Raw genomic sequence first — 17,385 nt, 5'->3', positions numbered from 1 at the left:
CCATGACGGAGGCCGCACCGAGCAGAAGGATCGAGCGCCAACGGCGTCTGGTGAACACTATTGAGTTACCCCCGTGCCTAGCGAAGTGGCGATTGCCAAGATCGACAACGCTACTGAGGCACGGGAGTATCCATGACCCCGGTCGGCGAAAAGGACAATATCCCCGAAGCGGCCACCGACTGCTATCCGTCGCCTTCCAGGTCGCCTTCGGTCTCCAGGTAGATCTGCTGCAGCGCGGCCAGGGTCGCCGGCTCCGGGGACTCCCAGAGCTTGCGGTCCGCCGCCTCCAGCAGCCGTTCGGTGATGCTGTGCAGCGCCCACGGGTTCGACTGGGTCATGAACTTCTGGTTCTCCGGGTCCAGCACGTAGCTGGCCGCGAGCTGCTCGTACATCCAGTCCGCGACCACGCCCGCCGTCGCGTCGTAGCCGAACAGGTAGTCGACCGTCGCGGCCAGCTCGAACGCGCCCTTGTAGCCGTGCCGGCGCATGGCCGCGATCCAGCGCGGGTTCACCACGCGGGCGCGGAAGATCCGGGCGGTCTCCTCGGTGAGGCTGCGGGTCTTGGTCGCGTCCGGGTTGGTGGAATCCCCGATGTACGCCGCCGGCGCCTTCCCGGTCAGCGCCCGCACCGTGGCGATCATGCCGCCGTGGTACTGGAAGTAGTCGTCGGAGTCGGCGATGTCGTGCTCGCGGGTGTCGATGTTCTTGGCCGCGACCTCGATCCTCTTGTACGCGGTCTCCATGTCACCACGAGCCGCGACCCCGTCCAGCCCGCGACCATAGGCGAAGCCGCCCCAGACCGCGTACACCTCGGCCAGGTCGGCGTCGCCACGCCAGTTGCGGCTGTCGATCAGTGGCAGGATCCCCGCCCCGTACGCCCCGGGCCGCGAGCCGAAGATGCGCGTGGTCGCCTGCCGCCACGTCTTGTCCGCCCCGACGTCGGCCAGCGCGTGCGCCCGGACGAAGTTCTGCTCGGGTGTCTCGTCCAGCGCGGCCACCAGGCCCACGGCGTCGTCCAGCATGGCCACCACGTGCGGGAACGCGTCGCGGAAGAAGCCGGAGATGCGGACGGTCACGTCGATCCGGGGCCGGCCCAGCTCCGCCAGGTCGATCGGCTCGATGCCGGTGACCCGGCGGGACGCGGGATCCCAGACCGGGCGCACCCCCATCAGGGCGAGGATCTCGGCGATGTCGTCGCCGGCGGTCCGCATGGCGCTCGTGCCCCAGGCGGAGAGCCCGACCGACTTCGGCCAGTCGCCGTAGTCGGCGCGGTAGCGGGTCAGCAGCGACTCGGCCATCGCCTGGCCGGTCTCCCAGGCCAGGGCGCTGGGGATGGCCTTGGGGTCGACGGAGTAGAAGTTGCGGCCGGTCGGCAGCACGTTGATCAGGCCGCGCAGCGGCGAGCCGCTCGGCCCGGCCGGCACATAGCCGCCGTCGAGCGCGTGCAGGACGTTGGTCAGCTCGTCGGTGGTCTTCGCCAGCCGGGGCACGACCTCGGTCGCGGCGAAGCGCAGGACGGTCGCCACGGTCTCGTCGTCGGTGACCCGGTCGGCGGCGGCCGGCTCCCAGCCGGCCTCCTCCATGGCGGCGACCAGCGCGCGGGCCTGCTCCTCGACGGCGTCCGTCTCGGCCGTGGAGGCGTCCTCGGCCAGGCCCAGCGCCTCGCGCAGCCCGGGCAACGCCGCGACTTGGCCGGCCCACATCTGCCGGGCACGCAGCATGGCGAGCACCAGGTTGACCCGGGCCTCGCCGGTCGGGGCGTTGCCGAGGATGTGCAGGCCGTCGCGGATCTGCACGTCCTTGATCTCGCAGAGCCAGCCGTCGACGTGCAGGATGAACTCGTCGAACTCCTCGTCGTCCGGCCGGTTGGCCAGGCCCAGGTCGTGGTCCATCTTGGCGGCCTGGATCAGGGTCCAGATCTGCGCCCGGATGGCGGGCAGCTTCGCCGGGTCGAGCGCCGCGATGTTCGCGTGCTCGTCGAGCAGCTGCTCCAGGCGGGCGATGTCGCCGTAGGACTCCGCGCGCGCCATCGGCGGGATCAGGTGGTCGACCAGCGTGGCGTGCGCGCGCCGCTTCGCCTGGGTGCCCTCGCCCGGGTCGTTGACCAGGAACGGGTAGATCAGTGGCAGGTCGCCGAGCGCCGCGTCGGTGCCGTCGGAGGCGGACATGCCGACGTTCTTGCCGGGCAGCCATTCGAGATTGCCGTGCTTGCCGACGTGCACGACCGCGTGCGCGCCGAAGTCGTCGGCCAGCCACCGGTATGCCGCCAGGTAGTGGTGGCTCGGCGGCAGGTCGGGGTCGTGATAGATGGCGACCGGGTTGGCACCGAAGCCACGCGGCGGCTGCACCATCACGACCACGTTCTCGTCGCGCAGGGCGGCGAGCACGATGGCGTCGTCGTCCACATACAGCTCGCCGGGGGCCTGGCCCCAGTGCCGTTCCATGGATTCGCGCAGGTCGGCCGGCAGCGTCGCGAACCATTCCCGGTAGGCCGTGCCCGCGATGCGCACCGGGTTGCCGGCGAGCTGCTCCTCGGTCAGCCAGTCCGGGTCCTGGCCACCGGCGGCGATCAGCGCGTGGATCAGCTTGTCGCCGTCGCTCTCGGCCACGCCCGGGAAGTCACCGATGCGATAGCCGTGCTCCCGCATCGCCTGCAGCAACCGGACCGTGGAGGCGGGGGTGTCGAGACCGACCGCGTTGCCGATCCGGGAGTGCTTGGTCGGATATGCCGACAGCATGACCACGATCCGGCGCTCGGCCGGCGGGATGTGCCGCAGCCGGGCGTGCGCGACCGCGATGCCGGCCACCCGGGCGGCCCGCTCGGGATCCGGCACGTAGATCGAGAGCCCGTCCGGGTCGATCTCCTTGAACGAGAAGGGCACGGTGATGATCCGGCCGTCGAACTCCGGGATGGCGACCTGGGTCGCCGCGTCCAGCGGGGAGAGCCCGTCGTCGCTGGCCTCCCAGGCGGCCCGGCTGCTGGTCAGGCACAGACCCTGCAGGATCGGCACGTCGAGGTCGGCGAGCACGCCGACGTCCCAGGCCTCGTCGTCGCCACCCGCGGAGGCGGTGGCGGGCTTGGTGCCGCCGGCCGCCAGCACGGTCACCACCAGGGCATCGGCCCTGCGCAACTCGGCGAGCAGCTCGGCCGAGGCGGTGCGCAGCGAGGACGTGAAGATCGGCAGCGGGCGGCCGCCCTTGGCCTCGACCGCCCGGCAGAGCGCCTCGACGAACGCGGTGTTGCCGGCCATGTGATGCGCACGGTAATAGAGCACCGCGACGGTCGGCCCGGTCTCCGCGGTCGACTCGCGCGGGAGCAGGCCCCAGTCGGGCGCGGGCACCGGCGCCGCGAACCCGTGGCCGGTCAGCAGGATCGTGTCGGAGAGGAAGTCGTGCAGCGCGGCCAGGTTGTCGGCGCCGCCGTATGCCAGATAGCCGTGCGCCTCCGCGGCCACGCCGGCGGGCACGGTCGAGAGCTTCATCAGGTCGGCGTCGGGGGCCTGCTCACCGCCGAGCACCACCACCGGGACCGGCCCGGCGAGCAGCGCGTCGAGCCCTTCCTCCCAGGCCCGGCGCCCGCCGAGGATGCGCACGACGACCAGGTCGGCCCCGTCGAGCAGGGCGGGCAGGTCGTCGACCGCGGTGCGGGCCGGATTGGCCAGGCGATAGGCCGAGCCGCTGGCACGGGCGCTCAGCAGGTCGGTGTCGGACGTCGACAGCAGCAGAAACACGGCTCTCCCCTCGGGGTCCGCGCCCCGGGTCGAAGGAATTTCGCGGCGACTGGAGTTTCTGGCTCCAAGGTCTAGCAGGACCCTGTGACAGTGGCGGGACCGCGCCGGACTCGCACCGGCTTCCTCCGCGGCGTCGCCGCACGTGGGCCCCCACTCTTCGCCAACCGCGCGGGCGGCGTCAAGGCGAGACGGCCGGTGTGACGATGCCGACCGCCGCCGGGAAAGTGTCGGCCCCGATCCGTAGTATCCGGGCCGTGCCCATCCCATCCGTGCGCGCCGACGCCGATGCCTGCCCGGGCGCGCTGCGGCTGCACGCCGCGGCCGACGGGCCGCTGGCGCGCGTCCGCGTGCCGGGCGGCCGGCTGACGGGCGCGCAGCTCACGGTGGTGCGCGAGCTGGCCACCCGATGGGGCGACGGCCACGTGGAGCTGACAAGCCGGGCAAATCTCCAGCTCAGAGCCCTAAAAGACGCCCCGGTGGAGGATTTGGCGGCCAACCTGCGGGGGGCGGGCCTGCTGCCCTCCGAAACCCATGAACTGGTACGCAACATCGTCGCCTCGCCACTCGCCGAAGGACTGCCCGTCGGGCCCCTGGACCAGGCTCTGTGCGCAGACCCGTCGCTGGCCGAGTTGCCGGGCCGCTTCCTGTTCGCCCTCGACAGCGGCGCGGGCGACGTGGCCTTCGGCGCTGACGTGGCAGCCCTCCCACTCGACGACGAGGTGGCGATCATCTTCGCCGGCAGCGACGCCGGCCTGCGCGTGGCACCGGCCGAGGTGGTCCCGGCGTTGCTCGCGGCCGCACACGCTTTCCTCGAGGAACGCGCGGCCCAGCAGATCCCGGCGAAGGCACACGATCGGCCCGCCGACCCTCCTGCCACCGTCCAGCAGGCACTGCACAACGCCCGCCATCCCGGTAGGGCGACGGACGCGACCCAGGCCGCACTGGACGAACGGCCCGGCAGCGCGGCGGACGCCGGCCAGGCCGCACCGGACGGACGGCCCGGCAGCGCAACCGACAACGCCCAGGCCATGCCGGAACGGTTCAGCAGCGCGACAGGCGCGCTGCGCGCCGCCGGCGACCAGCCCCTCCCCCTACCCGGTGACAGGTATGACGCCGGTAGGCGGCAGCGGGTGGCGTGGCGGGTGCGAGAGCTGACCGACGGGCCGGCCCGGGTCGCCGCGCGGACCGCCGCGACGCTGGGCAAGGCGCTCGGGGAGCCGGTGCGACGGTCCCGGCCCGGGGTGCGGGAGCCGATCGGGATCATCGAGCAACCGGACGGGAGGGTGGCCGTCGGGGCGCTGGTGCCGCTCGGGCGGCTCAGCGACGTACAGCTGAAGGTTTTGGCATCGGCGAAAGCCCTGGTTTTCACACCCTGGCGTGGGGTGATCCTGCCTGGTTTGCTGCCGCAGGCGGCCGAGTCCTGGGTTGCGGCCCTGGCCGGGGCCGGTCTGGAGGTCGCGGCGGGGTCACGGTGGGCCGGGGTGACCGCTTGCGCGGGCCGGCCGGGGTGCGCCAAGTCGCTGGCCGACGTGCGGGCCGACGCCGACGCCGCGACGGTCAAGGGCGAGGGACTGCCGGTGCACTGGGTCGGCTGCGCGCGCGGGTGCGGGAGCCCGGCCGGGCCGCACGTGCGGGTCGAGGCGACCGGCACGGGATACGAGGTGCGGTCGCCGCATGCGCGCGGCGTCGCCTCGGTCGGTGAAGTGGGCGCGCTGGTCGGCGCCGCGAGGAAGGGCTGAGATGGAATACGTGCGCGACGGCGCGGAGATCTACCGGCGGTCGTTCGCCACGATCCGGGCCGAGGCCGACCTGTCCGGTCTGCCGGCCGACGTGGCGCGGGTCGCCGTTCGGATGATCCACGCCTGCGGGATGGTCGACCTGCCCACCGACATCGGCTTCAGCGCCGGGGTGGTGACCGCGGCCCGCAAGGCGCTGCTCGGCGGCGCGCCGATCCTCTGCGACGCCGAGATGGTCGCGTCCGGGGTGACCCGCAAGCGGCTGCCCGCCGGCAACGAGGTGATCTGCACGCTGCGCGACCCGTCCGTGCCCGCGCTGGCGGCGCGGCTGGAAAACACGCGCAGCGCGGCCGCGCTGGACCTGTGGGGCGACCGGCTCGACGGCGCGGTGGTCGCGATCGGTAACGCGCCGACCGCGCTGTTCCGGCTGCTGGAGATGGTCGAGGCCGGTGCGCCGCGACCGGCCGCGGTGTTGGGCATCCCGGTCGGTTTCATCGGCGCGGCCGAGTCGAAGGACGCCCTCGCGGCGTCCGATCTGGAATACCTTGTCGTACGCGGGCGACGCGGCGGCAGCGCGATCACGGCGGCGGCGGTCAACGCCCTCGCCTCGGAGGAGGAGTAGTCATGGCGGGCCGACTGTTCGGGGTCGGGCTGGGCCCCGGCGATCCGGAACTGGTCACCGTCAAGGCGGCCCGGCTGATCAACGCGGCCGGCGTGATCGCCTACCACGCGGCCCGGCACGGACGCAGCAACGCCCGCGCGATCGCGGAGCCGTACCTGCGTGCGGACCAGATCGAGGAACCGCTGATCTATCCGGTGACCACCGAGACGACCGACCACCCGGGCGGCTACCAGGGCGCGATCGACGAGTTCTACGCGCAGAGCGCGGAACGGCTGGCCGCGCACCTCGACGCGGGCCGCGACGTGGTGGTGCTGGCCGAGGGCGACCCGTTCTTCTACGGCTCCTACATGCACATGCACAAGCGGCTCGCCCACCGCTACGAGACGCAGGTCGTGCCCGGCGTGACCTCGGTGAGCGCGGCGTCGGCGGTGCTCGGCCGGCCACTGATGGAACGCGACGAGATCCTCACCGTGCTGCCCGGCACCCTCCCGCCGGCCGAGCTCGCGGCCCGGCTGGCCACCACCGACTCGGCCGCGATCATGAAGCTGGGCCGGACCTTCACCGGCGTCCGCGAGGCGCTGGCCCAGGCCGGCCGCCTCGACGACGCCTGGTACGTCGAGCGGGCGACGACCGACCGGGAACGCCATGCCCGGCTGGCCGACGTCGACCCGGCCACGGTGCCGTACTTCTCCCTGGCGTTGCTGCCGAGCCCGGCCGCCTCGACGTTCGTCGCCGAGCCGGTTGCGGTGGAACAGCGGGGGCAGGTGACGGTGGTCGGCTTGGGCCCGGCGGGTCGCGACTGGCTGACCCCGGAGGCGCAGGAGGCGCTGGCGGCGGCGGACGACGTGGTCGGCTACGGCCCGTACGTGGACCGCGTCCCGCCGAACGCGCGCCAGCGCCGGCACCCGTCGGACAACCGGGTGGAGGCGGAACGGGCGGCGTTCGCGCTGGACCTGGCCAAACGCGGCCGCAACGTCGCGGTGGTGTCCTCCGGTGACCCGGGCGTCTTCGCGATGGCGGCGGCGGTGCTGGAGGTCAGCGAGGACCCGCAGTGGAAGGACGTGCCGGTCCGGGTGGTGCCCGGGCTGACCGCGGCGCAGGCCGTGGCGAGCCGGGCGGGCGCGCCGCTCGGGCACGACTTCTGCATAATGTCGCTCTCTGACCGGCTGAAGCCCTGGGACGTGATCGCCGCCCGACTGTCGGCGGCGGCGGGTGCCGACATGGTGATCGCGATCTACAACCCCGCGTCGCAGAGCCGCAAGGAGCAGCTGGTCCGCGCCCGGGAGCTGCTGCTGCAACACCGCAACCCGGTGACGCCGGTGGTGATCGGGCGCGACGTGGGCGGTCCGGAGGAGTCGGTGCGGGTGACAACGCTCGGCGAGCTGGACCCGGCGACGATCGACATGCGCTGCCTGCTGATCGTCGGCTCGAGCCAGACCCGGGTGACAACCCGGGGCGACGGCTCTACCCAGGTGTACACGCCACGGCACTACCCCACCTGAGCCAACCCACGGCGGAAACCCCGGCAAGTTCGCTGCTGAGCCCACCGCCAGCGCAAGACCCCGGCAACGTCGCTGCTGAGCCCACCCACGGCGCAAGACCCCAGCAACGTCGCTATTGAACCCACCCGCAGCGCAAGACCCCGGCAACGTCGCTATTGAGCCAACCAGTCGAGGGCGGCCTCGACGCTCGGCGCTGTGTCCGTCGCAGGCGGCAGCGGCGGCCTGTCCACCAGCACCACCGGGAGGCCGCGCTCACGGGCGGCGTCGAGCTTGGCGGTGCTGCCGCCGCTGTCCTTGGTGACCAGCACGTCGATGCGGTGCTCGGCGAGCAGGGACCGTTCGCCTTCGACGGTGAACGGGCCCCGGTCCAGCAGCACCTCGACGCGCTGCGGCAGCGGTGGTGCGGGCGGCTCGACCGAGCGGGAGAGGAACCAGCAGGCGTCGACCCCGGCGAAGGCCGCGATGCTCTGCCGGCCGGTGGTCAGAAACACCCGCTCCCCCAGCCCGGGAACCAGGTCCGCGGCTGTCGCGAGGTCGGCCACGCGGTGCCAGACATCGCCCGGCTGTTCCGCCCAGCCCGCCCGGCGCAACACGAGCAGCGGCACCCCGGCCCGCGCCGACGCGGCAACCGCGTGCGCGGTCATCGTCGCCGCGAACGGATGAGTGGCGTCCACGACGGCGTCGATCCCGCGCTCGCGCAGGTAGCCGGCCAGCCCGTCGACGCCACCGAAACCGCCGATGCGAACGTCACCTTCCGGCAGCAGCGGCGACCTGGTCCGGCCCGCGAGCGAACTGATCACCTCGATGCCCGGCATGGCCGCGCAGGCTGACGCCAGCGCCCGCCCCTCGGTGGTCCCGCCCAGGACGAGAACTCTCACGGCCGGCACCGGCCCGCCTGCGGATGGCTGCGGTGTGGCTACGGGCGGCATCGGTCCGTGGAGTAGAGGTGGCTGTCCGGGAAGGCCGATGCGGTCAAGGCCGCACCGACCACGATCACGGCGGTGCGCTTGATCCCTGCGGCGGTCACCTTGGCGGCGATGTCGGAGAGCGTGCCGCGGACGATCAACTCGTCCTCCCGGCTCGCCCGGGCCACGACGGCGACCGGGCACTGCGCGCCGTAGCCCGGTATCAGCTCGGCGACCACCGCGTCGATGCGCTGCACGGCCAGGTGCAGCACCATCGTCGAGCGGCTCGCCCCCAACGTCGCCAGGTCCTCGCCGGGCGGCATGGCGGTGGCCCGCTCGGCCGTGCGGGTGAGGATGACCGTCTGGGCTACCCCCGGCACGGTGAACTCACGGCCCAGTGCGGCAGCGGCGGCCGCGAAGGCGGGAACCCCGGGCGTCACGTCGTATTCGATCCCGGCCTCGTCCAGCCGGCGCATCTGCTCCGCGACCGCGCTGAACACCGACGGGTCGCCGGAGTGCAGCCGCGCCACGTCCTGCCCGGCCTTCGCGGCGGTGACGACCTCGGCGATGATCTCGTCCAGATTGAGCCTGGCGGTGTCGACCAGCCGGGCGCCGGGCGGGCAGTAGGCAAGCAGTTCGGCGGGCACCAGGCTGCCGGCGTACAGGCAGACCGGAGACGACTCGATCAGCCGCCGGCCCCGTACCGTGATCAGATCCGCGGCGCCGGGCCCGGCGCCGATGAAATGCACCGTCACGGCTTGATCACCGACCAGATGGTCACCGGCATCATCGCTCTCCATCCCGTGAACCCACCGACCGGCGCCGCCCGCTGCACGGCGAGCCGGGTCAGATCACCGCCCAGCTTCGCGTACCAGGCCGCCAACACGGCCTCCGACTCCAAGGTCACCGCGTTGGCGACCAACCGTCCACCTGCGGGCAACGCGGCCAGCACGGCGTCGACGACCCCGTCGCGCGTCAGGCCACCACCGATGAAAACCGCGTCGGGCGCGGGCAACCCGGCAAGAGCGCCGGGCGCCCGGCCCTCCACAACCCGAAGCTTCGGTACGCCCAGGGCAGCGGCATTGCGCACGATCCGCCCCACCCGCTCGGATGCGGACTCGACGGCGACGGCCCGGCAGTCCCGATGGGTCCGCATCCACTCGATCGCGATGCTCCCGGAACCCGCACCAACGTCCCAGAGCAGCTCACCGGGCTGCGGCCCGAGGACGGCGAGCGTAACGGCGCGAACCTCACGCTTGGTGAGCTGACCGTCGCTCTCGTAGAGGGCATCGGGCAGACCGGGCACCAACGGCCGCGGCCCGGCGCGACGCCCGGCGAGCTGGTCGTCGCCCTCGCACACGGCGCCGGGCAGACCCGGCACCAACGGCCCCGGCCCGGCGCGACGCCCGGCGAGCGGATCGTCGCTCTCGTAGGCGGCGCCGGGCAGCAGCGGCCGCGGTCCGGCGCGCCCCGGGATCTGCCCGCCGGTCGAGCAGGCCACGGCGATCACGTTCAGGGGGTCGGCCTCGGAGAGGTCCAGATCCGACGCCGGTCCGGTGATCGCGTGCTCCGTGGAGGCGCCGAGCCGGGCGAGGACTGTGACGGTGCTGTCGCCGTACCCACGGGAGGTGAGCAGGGCAGCGACGGCGGCCGGGGTCTGCGCGCCCGCGCTGAGGATCAGGATCTTGCGGCCCGGGTGGATCAGCGGATGCATCTCCTCGACCGGCGCGGTGACCAGGCTGAGCACGTCAGCCTCCGGCAGCGACCAGCCGAGCCGGGCCGCGGCGAGGGAAACCGACGACGGGTGCGGGATGACGCGCACGGCTGCGGCACCGAGCAGCCGGACCAGGGTGACGCCGATGCCGTGGAACATCGGGTCGCCGCTGGCCAGGACCGCGATGCGCCGGCCACGGTGGGCGGCGAGCAGGCCCGGCAGGGCAGGCACCAGGGGCGATGGCCAGCGCACCCGGTCGCCCTCGACCGCGGGAGGCAACAGGGCGAGCTGGCGGGAGCTGCCGAAGATCACCTGCGCGGCGGTCAGCGCGACGGTGGCCGTACCCGACAAGCCCGGCCAGCCGTCGGCGCCGATGCCGACCACGGTGAGGCCGGCGGGTTCGTCAGTCACGTCGTGACGGTAGCCGCCGGCCACCGGGCGCACTTCCGCCGCACCCCGAAGATCGATATCTTCCGCTGCATGAAGCGTGCCCTCGTGATCCTCGCCACCCTGTCCGCCGCGCTCGTCGCGACACCCGGCAGCGCCTTCGCCGCCGACGCGTCCTACCGGACGCTGAGCGCGGCCAGCCATCCGGACTGGATGCGAGATCTGCCCGATACGACCGGCCTGGCGGCATTGTCCATCCCAGGCACGCACGAGACGATGTCGATCCACGGCGGCGCACTGACCCAGACGCAGGAGAACTTCGGCGACAGCGGGGCCACGCTCGCCCGCCAGCTCGACGCGGGCATCCGGATGATCGACATCAGGGCCCGGGTGAACAGCGGGAACACCTTCACGATCCACCACGGCGCGGCCTACCAGAACGCGAACTTCAGTGACGTCGTCGCGACGCTGGGCACCTTCCTTTCCGCACATCCGGGCGAGACCGTCGTGATGCGCCTCAAGCAGGAGTGCACCGGACAGATCGGATCCTGTACGGACGTCTCGGGCCAGAAGAGCTTCGCGGATATCTTCGACTCGTACGTCACCCCGCTGTTCTGGCAGCCCTCGGTGACGCGCGGTGCCGGAGCCGCCCTGCCGACGCTGGGCACGGTGCGCGGCAAGGTGGTCCTCGCCGTGCTGCACGGCGCGTTCGGCAGCCCGATCGAACGGTACGGTCTGGCCCACTTCGACCAATGGCGCGATGGTTCGTCCACCTATATCCAGGACGCCTACTCGGTACCGAACGTGGGCGCGATCGCGACGAAGCGTGACCAGGTCAGGCGGCACCTGGACGCCACGAGCGCGGGCGACCCCACAAAGATGTATGTCAATTTCACCAGCGGTTCGAGCCTCTTCGCACAGCCGCAGCACGTGGCGGGCGGCGCGCTGGGAGTGCAGGGCGTCAACCCGTTCCTGCTGATCTACCTCGGTGAAGGCCACGGCCTGGTCCGCACCGGAGCGATCATGCTCGACTTCCCCGGCGCCGGGCTGATCGACAAGATCATCTCCTACAACTGACCTTTTTTCGTTCAGGTTTGAGCCTTCACCCGCTGATCCGCGTAGTACCCATCGACGGCCTGCCGAGACCGGACCGTCACGTCGGCCGCTGGGGGGTGGCAGACGCCGGAGGACGACTGCTGAGCGGGTGAGGTCGATGGCGCGAGCGTACGGCGATACTGCCGGCCGATCAGGGCCGACCACGTTTCAACCCTTCGAGGACCAACGCGGACCGGAGCCCGCGTGGGGGGCGCCAACGGTGACCCCGACGCGGGGCTTCTGGGAGCAACCCGACCTGAACGAGGCCGTGCCGCGCGGCGACATCATCGTCGAGGCGCCGGACGAGTCCGGCTGGCAGGGCACCGGACCCGCGATCGTCACCGACGACCGCCCGCCGGCCGAGGCCACGTCGGGCAACCGACTGCTCACGGTCCTGCTGTTCTTCTCCGGGCTCGCCACGAGCGTCTCGCTGTGGCTCTTCGACACCCAGGCCGGCGCGATCAACGACACCGCCACGCTGATGATGGCCGTCGGCCGGATCACCGGGCTGATCGCCGGCTACCTGCTCTTCATCCAGTTGCTGATGATGAGCCGGGTGTCCTGGCTCGAGGAGTGGGTCGGCGCCCGCGACCTGCTGCGCTGGCACCGCTGGCTGGGCACGACGCTGGTCGTCACGGTGCTCGCGCACATCGTCTTCATCGTCTACGGCTACGCGTTGACCGCCGAATCCGGCGTCATCGACCAGGGCTGGACGATCATCACCACGCTGCCCGAGATGATCAGTGCCACGGTGGCCACCGGCCTGCTGGTGCTGATCAGCGTGATCTCGATCCGGGCCGCGCGCAGCAAGCTGCCCTACGAGCTCTGGCACTTCATCCACCTCACCGCCTACTTCGTGCTGCTGCTCGGTTACGGCCACCAGGTCGCCACCGGCGCGGACCTGTCCGGCCGCTTCGCATCGGTCTTCTGGCCCGGGCTCGCCGCCCTGGTCGTCGCAGCCCTGTTCTGGGGCAGGCTGGTCGAGCCGCTGTGGCTCAACGCACGGCACCGCTTCGAGGTGGCCGAGGTCGTCGCCGAGGGCGGAAACACGTTCTCGATCTACATCGACGGCCGCAACCTGGACCGGTTGCCGGCCCAGGCGGGCCAGTTCATGCGCTGGCGCTTCCTGACCGCCAACGGCTGGTGGCAGACGCACCCGTTCTCGCTCTCGGCCGCGCCGAACTCGCAGTGGCTGCGCCTGACCGTCACCGCGGTCGGCGGGCACACCGCGAAGCTCGCGGAGATGCAGCCGGGCACGACGATCCTGGCGGAAGGCCCGTTCGGCACGTTCACCGCGCAGCGCCGAACCCGCCGCCGGGCACTGCTGATCGCGGGCGGCAGCGGCATCGCGCCGATCCGGGCCCTGCTCGAGGACATGCCGCCGGACACGATCGTGATCTACCGGGCCAGCCGCCCCGACGAGCTGGTCTTCCGCGAGGAGCTGGAGGACCTGGCCGAGCGCCGCGACGCCTGGGTCCGCTACATCGTCGGCTCCCGCAACGACCCGGGCCCTCGCCGGCTCTTCACGGCGAACGGCCTGCTCGGGCTGGTGCCCGACGTCAACCGCCGGGACGTCTATCTGTGCGGCCCGCCCGGGCTGGTGGACGCCGCGGTGCAGACCCTGCGCGAATTGGAAGTGCCAGACAGCCAGTTGCACCTCGACCCCTTCGAATTCTGATTCCGGGAGTTTCCTCATGCGACGCAGTACCGCAGCAGCCATCGGAACGTTGACCGGCGCCGCCCTGATCGTCGGGGTCCGGCTGAGCGTCTCCGCGCCGGTGGTTCCCTCGGCCGCGCCGCCCGTCGTCGACCTGGCGAACTCGGGCCAGGACGCCGACCCGGAGCCCGCGGCCTCCTCGACAAAGAAGCCCTCGTCGAAGAATCCGACCACCTCGCCGGCCGAAGAGAACGACGACGAAGCGGACGCCTCGGGCGAGGCCGGCGGCAGCGGCCTCAAGAACGGCATCTTCAAGGGCTCGGCGGCGAAGAACCCGTACGGCGCCATCCAGGTCTCGATCAAGATCTCCGGCGGCAAGATCACCGCAGCGGACGCGACGTACCCCGTCACCGGCGACAGCGCGACGATCAACCCCCCGGCGATCGCCTCACTGAAGCAGGGAACCCTGAAGGCCCAGAGCGCCGAGGTCGACGCGGTCTCCGGCGCGACGTTCACCTCCGAGTCGTACGTGAAGTCGCTGCAGGCGGCCATCGACCAGGCGACGGCGTAGAGTCCGGCGCCATGCACCACGCCGAGCACGTCATGGGCACGGTCGTCAGCATCGACCTGGCCGACAACCTGCCCGAAGACGACCTGCGCGCGATGATCGACGACGTGTGCGGCTGGCTGCACGAGGTGGACCGGCGCTTCAGCACCTACCGCGAGGACAGCGAGGTCAGCAGGCTCCGCCGGCGAGAGATCGACCCGGCGGACTGCTCGACGGACATGCGGCACGTGCTGGAGGCCTGCGCCGACCTGTGGCGCGAGACGGACGGCTACTTCGATGCCTACGCGGCAGGGCCGCTCGACCCCTCCGGCTACGTCAAGGGCTGGTCGGTGGAGATCGCCTCCGCCCGCCTGGCGGAGGCTGGCTCGGTCAACCACTGCGTGAACGCGGGCGGCGACATCCGGGCCCGGGGACTCACCGGCACGGGAGCCCCCTGGCGGGTCGGCATCCGGCACCCATGGGAAGCGGACAAGCTGAGCTGGGTCCTCACGGTGAGCGACCGGGCAGTGGCGACCTCCGGGACCTATGAGCGCGGAGATCACGTGTTCAACCCGCGAACCGGTGGGCCGGCCCGTGGCCTGCGATCGGTGACGGTGGTGGGACCTGACCTCGCCCTGGCCGACGCCTACGCGACAGCGGCCCTGGCCATGGGCGAACCCGGCATCGCCTGGCTCTCCAAACTGGCAGCGGACGGCTACGACTCGGCGCTGGTCACGGACGACGGACGGGCCTTCAGCTCCGCCGGCCTTCCCGCTGCCGTCTGACCTCATCTGCTCGTCCTCCCCGTCCTCGGCTCTCCGGAAACTGATCTAGAAGTCGGCGAACAGGTAGGGCATTCGCCTCGGGAACAGGGCGTTCAACGGGCCGGCCGCCGACGGCTCCACCTGGCCGAGGCCCCTGGTCACGATCTCGATCGGATCGAGCACGCCGTAGGCGAGCGCCGAGATGGCCGCGCAGGTGAGCGTCGCCTGTGGCTCGTTCTTGCTCGGCTCCACGGTGAGCCGCCCGCTCTCACCGGCCAGCAGGTAGCGCCCGGCGATGAAGTCATCGTCGACCACCTCGACCGTGATCGACTCCTCCGCCGTCGTGACCGTGCCGGTGAGCGCCTCCATCGACAGCAGCCGGGCCATCGGACCGCCGTTGCTCGGGTAAGCCACCTTGCCCTGCGTGAGCACGGCGAAGTCGGTCCCCCACAGCTCCGGCACCTCGTCCGCGCCGATAGTCACGATCACACGCGCCACCTGGTCCACGTGGCGGGCGAAATACTGCAGCAGAAGCGCCCGGCCCAGCGGACCCGTGGCCAGCAGGTCGTCGGCGATCAGATCGCCGCCGAACCGGTCGATGCGATAGGCCACCGCCGCCACCACCTCGCCGTCAACCCGGGCGACCGCCACCCAGCGCGGGTCTTCCCGGAACTCCGCGGTGCGCACCTCGTCGTACACCGAGAAGCCATGCCGCTCTCCCAGCAGGCGCAGCGTGAGGGCGTTGTAATCGTCGAACCCCTCCCGCATGGTGAACTGCTCCACCTCGCCCGGCAGATCGGCCCTCAGGAGGTGGGAGAGGCCCTCCGGGGCGAAGGTGGCCGTGCGGGCCCGGGGAAGGCCGACGAACCCGAAGCGGCCGTAGAAGGAAGGGCGGAACGGGTAGAGGGCGCTGACGGTGCAGCCCTGCTCGCTCATCTGCCGCAGCAGGCGGCCGAGCAACTCGCGGACGAGACCACGACGGCGGGCGGCCGGATGGGTCGTAACGGAAGCGACGCCGGCCATGTCGTGCAGGACACCGCGCACGTTCTGCCGCATCGGAAGGGCGGCGACGCCGGCGAGCGCCCGGCCATCCTCCTCGGCGACGAGAGTCAGCGTGGTGCGGAAGTATTGCATCCGGCCGGCGTAGATCACCCGGTCGGCGTCGGCCCACGGGGAAGGCATGAACGCATACGTCTGCAGCGGAAAGATGGTGTCGGTGCGATCTTCGGCGGTGACCTGTCGGATCTGCATGAGCCCATCCAAGCCGGTGGACGGGCGACGCGCTCGCCGGTTTCCGTGCCTGTGGACAACCCCTCGGCGACGCGCCGGGGGACCCCGGTTTGGCAAGGCGGCGGGAGACCGGCTAATGTTTCATCCGTCGCCGGGGAACGCGCCGGAGAGACAAGCGGACGTAGCGCAGCTGGTAGCGCATCACCTTGCCAAGGTGAGGGTCGCGGGTTCGAATCCCGTCGTCCGCTCGGAGAGGCCGCCACAGGTTACGTGCGGGGCCAGCTCGGTGGAGTGGCCGAGAGGCGAGGCAACGGCCTGCAAAGCCGTGTACACGGGTTCAAATCCCGTCTCCACCTCGGCAAGAGATCGAGGGCGATTGGCGCAGCGGGAGCGCGCTTCCTTGACACGGAAGAGGTCACTGGTTCGATCCCAGTATCGCCCACAAGTTTTCGCAGGTCAGAGCATCAATCATGGATCTTCGTGATTGATGCTCTTTGGTGTCGGGGGAGCAGTTCTGCTCCCCCGGTAATGAGGCAGGCCAGCTGTGGGCCGTTACCAGTAGCCGCCGCTGCCGAGCCAGCGATTCTGCAGGGCGGCCAACAGCGGCGGGTGCATCGGTTCGGTGACGTGAGCGTAGACGCCGCGGATACCGGGCAGTTGGTGACCGAGCCGCTGGCTCTTGAGTGGCTCGGCGATACCGTCCTCGTCCATCCAGGTGCGGTGGGTGTGTCGCAGATCGTGAAACCGGAAGCCGGTGAGAAGCGGTGCCCAGCCGTGAGCGGCATCGCCGTCGCAGGCGGGCCGCCAGGTGCGTTCGATGAAGGTGGTACGCCACCACCACCGGCCGGCATCCGTGCAGAACACGGTCTCGTACGGGTGGGCGTGCAACAGCCGGTCGAGGCCGTCGACCAGGAACGGCGGTAGCCGGATGTCGCGGACGGCGGCCTTGGTCTTGGGTGGACCAAGCCAGCGGCCACCACTGACCTCATGCAGGGCGCCGGTGTCGCCGGCGACGTGGATCAAGGCCCGGTCGAGGTGGACGTTGGCGCGGCTGAGCCCGGCGAGTTCACCGAAGCGCATGCCGGTGTAGGCAGCGGTGATCACCAGGGCGTGGGCATGGAGGTTCGGCATCCGGGCGGCCAAGCACCGGACTTGATCCGGGGTGGCAGTCGGACGGGGCTCATCGGGCCCATCTCGCAGCCGCAGACGCGCGGTCGGGTCAAACAACAGGTAGTGCTCGTCGATGGCCTCCCGCAGCACGAGGCCCAGCACGGTAATGACGCTGCGCACGGTGACCGGCGCCAGCCGGCCGGACAGGGAGCGGGCGAACGCCTTCACCTCGATGCGGGTGATCGCATCGAGGCGATGACTGCCGAACACGGGCAGGATGTGGCAGCGCAACATCGACTCGTATTTCGCGAGGGTGGCCGCACCGGCCAGGTGCACGGGCAGCCAGGTGGCCGTCCATTCGGTGAGAGTTGGCGGCGGCGCGCCG

The 17,385-nt window shown here is 71.5% G+C and carries 13 protein-coding genes, 3 tRNA genes and 1 riboswitch; of the genes, 10 read left to right on the top strand and 6 right to left on the bottom strand.

Going from position 1 to position 17,385, the window contains the following annotated elements:
* Positions 1-182 precede the first annotated feature (182 nt).
* Positions 183-3,731 (bottom strand): cobaltochelatase subunit CobN, encoded by a 3,549-nt coding sequence (gene cobN / locus DMB66_RS50515; protein ID WP_125811237.1) that lies wholly within the window; start codon positions 3,729-3,731, stop codon positions 183-185.
* A gap of 52 nt (positions 3,732-3,783) precedes the next feature.
* Positions 3,784-3,857, bottom strand: a riboswitch (cobalamin riboswitch).
* A gap of 128 nt (positions 3,858-3,985) precedes the next feature.
* On the opposite strand from cobN, the gene DMB66_RS50510 reads away from it, so the two are divergent.
* From DMB66_RS50510 to DMB66_RS50500, 3 genes are read left to right on the top strand one after another with little or no spacing between them, the layout of a single operon-like run.
* Positions 3,986-5,470: a precorrin-3B synthase gene (locus tag DMB66_RS50510; RefSeq protein WP_233625414.1), complete on the top strand. Its 1,485-nt coding sequence runs from the start codon at positions 3,986-3,988 to the stop codon at positions 5,468-5,470.
* A gap of 1 nt (position 5,471) precedes the next feature.
* Positions 5,472-6,089 carry a precorrin-8X methylmutase gene (locus DMB66_RS50505; protein ID WP_125811236.1) on the top strand — a complete coding sequence of 206 codons (618 nt, stop codon included), beginning with the start codon at positions 5,472-5,474 and terminating at the stop codon, positions 6,087-6,089.
* Between the two features lie 2 nt (positions 6,090-6,091).
* Positions 6,092-7,591, top strand: a complete 1,500-nt coding sequence (locus tag DMB66_RS50500; protein WP_125811235.1) for a precorrin-2 C(20)-methyltransferase — start codon at positions 6,092-6,094, stop codon at positions 7,589-7,591.
* Between the two features lie 152 nt (positions 7,592-7,743).
* Here DMB66_RS50500 and DMB66_RS50495 read toward each other — a convergent pair whose 3' ends face one another.
* Genes DMB66_RS50495 through cbiE form a run of 3 tightly spaced genes read right to left on the bottom strand, consistent with a single transcriptional unit; the run spans position 7,744 to position 10,621 of the window.
* Entirely contained in the window at positions 7,744-8,469 is a 726-nt protein-coding gene (locus DMB66_RS50495) for a cobalt-precorrin-6A reductase (protein ID WP_199753114.1), read from the bottom strand.
* Between the two features lie 38 nt (positions 8,470-8,507).
* Positions 8,508-9,251: a precorrin-4 C(11)-methyltransferase gene (cobM, locus tag DMB66_RS50490; RefSeq protein WP_125811233.1), complete on the bottom strand. Its 744-nt coding sequence runs from the start codon at positions 9,249-9,251 to the stop codon at positions 8,508-8,510.
* Positions 9,248-10,621 carry a precorrin-6y C5,15-methyltransferase (decarboxylating) subunit CbiE gene (gene cbiE / locus DMB66_RS64825; RefSeq protein ID WP_233625413.1) on the bottom strand — a complete coding sequence of 458 codons (1,374 nt, stop codon included), beginning with the start codon at positions 10,619-10,621 and terminating at the stop codon, positions 9,248-9,250. Before cbiE ends, cobM begins: the two co-directional genes overlap by 4 nt.
* Before the next feature lie 69 nt (positions 10,622-10,690).
* Between cbiE and DMB66_RS50480 the strand changes: the two genes are divergently transcribed.
* The 4 genes from DMB66_RS50480 to DMB66_RS50465 all read left to right on the top strand — a co-directional run bounded on the left by DMB66_RS50480 (position 10,691) and on the right by DMB66_RS50465 (position 14,681).
* Positions 10,691-11,674 carry a phosphatidylinositol-specific phospholipase C gene (locus DMB66_RS50480; protein ID WP_125811232.1) on the top strand — a complete coding sequence of 328 codons (984 nt, stop codon included), beginning with the start codon at positions 10,691-10,693 and terminating at the stop codon, positions 11,672-11,674.
* 238 nt (positions 11,675-11,912) lie between these two features.
* Complete coding sequence (locus DMB66_RS50475; RefSeq protein ID WP_233625412.1) at positions 11,913-13,370, top strand: ferric reductase-like transmembrane domain-containing protein; 1,458 nt, start codon at positions 11,913-11,915, stop codon at positions 13,368-13,370.
* Between the two features lie 16 nt (positions 13,371-13,386).
* Positions 13,387-13,920, top strand: coding sequence for an FMN-binding protein (locus tag DMB66_RS50470; RefSeq protein WP_125811230.1), 534 nt, complete (start codon positions 13,387-13,389; stop codon positions 13,918-13,920).
* A gap of 11 nt (positions 13,921-13,931) precedes the next feature.
* Positions 13,932-14,681: an FAD:protein FMN transferase gene (locus DMB66_RS50465; protein ID WP_233625411.1), complete on the top strand. Its 750-nt coding sequence runs from the start codon at positions 13,932-13,934 to the stop codon at positions 14,679-14,681.
* A gap of 45 nt (positions 14,682-14,726) precedes the next feature.
* On the opposite strand, the gene eis is transcribed toward DMB66_RS50465, so the two are convergent.
* Positions 14,727-15,911, bottom strand: a complete 1,185-nt coding sequence (eis, locus tag DMB66_RS50460) for an enhanced intracellular survival protein Eis (protein ID WP_125811229.1) — start codon at positions 15,909-15,911, stop codon at positions 14,727-14,729.
* 154 nt (positions 15,912-16,065) lie between these two features.
* Here eis and DMB66_RS50455 point away from each other — a divergent pair.
* From DMB66_RS50455 to DMB66_RS50445, 3 genes are all read left to right on the top strand, one after another.
* Positions 16,066-16,138: transfer RNA gene (locus DMB66_RS50455), tRNA-Gly, on the top strand.
* A 37-nt stretch (positions 16,139-16,175) separates the two neighbouring features.
* Positions 16,176-16,246: transfer RNA gene (locus DMB66_RS50450), tRNA-Cys, on the top strand.
* 14 nt (positions 16,247-16,260) lie between these two features.
* Positions 16,261-16,332: transfer RNA gene (locus DMB66_RS50445), tRNA-Val, on the top strand.
* 110 nt (positions 16,333-16,442) lie between these two features.
* Here DMB66_RS50445 and DMB66_RS50440 read toward each other — a convergent pair.
* Positions 16,443-17,385 (bottom strand): site-specific integrase (locus DMB66_RS50440; protein WP_148112857.1); only part of this gene is annotated, 943 nt, incomplete at its 5' end.

It is taken from the genome of Actinoplanes sp. ATCC 53533 (assembly GCF_003947245.1).
This window is presented reverse-complemented; position numbering and strand designations above follow the sequence as displayed.

Coding starts and splice junctions, on each gene's coding strand:
- DMB66_RS50505 (WP_125811236.1), top strand. CDS start 5,472: ATGGAATACGTGCGCGACGGCGCGGAGATCTACCGGCGGTCGTTCGCC.
- DMB66_RS50500 (WP_125811235.1), top strand. CDS start 6,092: ATGGCGGGCCGACTGTTCGGGGTCGGGCTGGGCCCCGGCGATCCGGAA.
- DMB66_RS50480 (WP_125811232.1), top strand. CDS start 10,691: ATGAAGCGTGCCCTCGTGATCCTCGCCACCCTGTCCGCCGCGCTCGTC.
- DMB66_RS50470 (WP_125811230.1), top strand. CDS start 13,387: ATGCGACGCAGTACCGCAGCAGCCATCGGAACGTTGACCGGCGCCGCC.
- DMB66_RS50465 (WP_233625411.1), top strand. CDS start 13,932: ATGCACCACGCCGAGCACGTCATGGGCACGGTCGTCAGCATCGACCTG.
- eis (WP_125811229.1), bottom strand. CDS start 15,911: ATGCAGATCCGACAGGTCACCGCCGAAGATCGCACCGACACCATCTTT.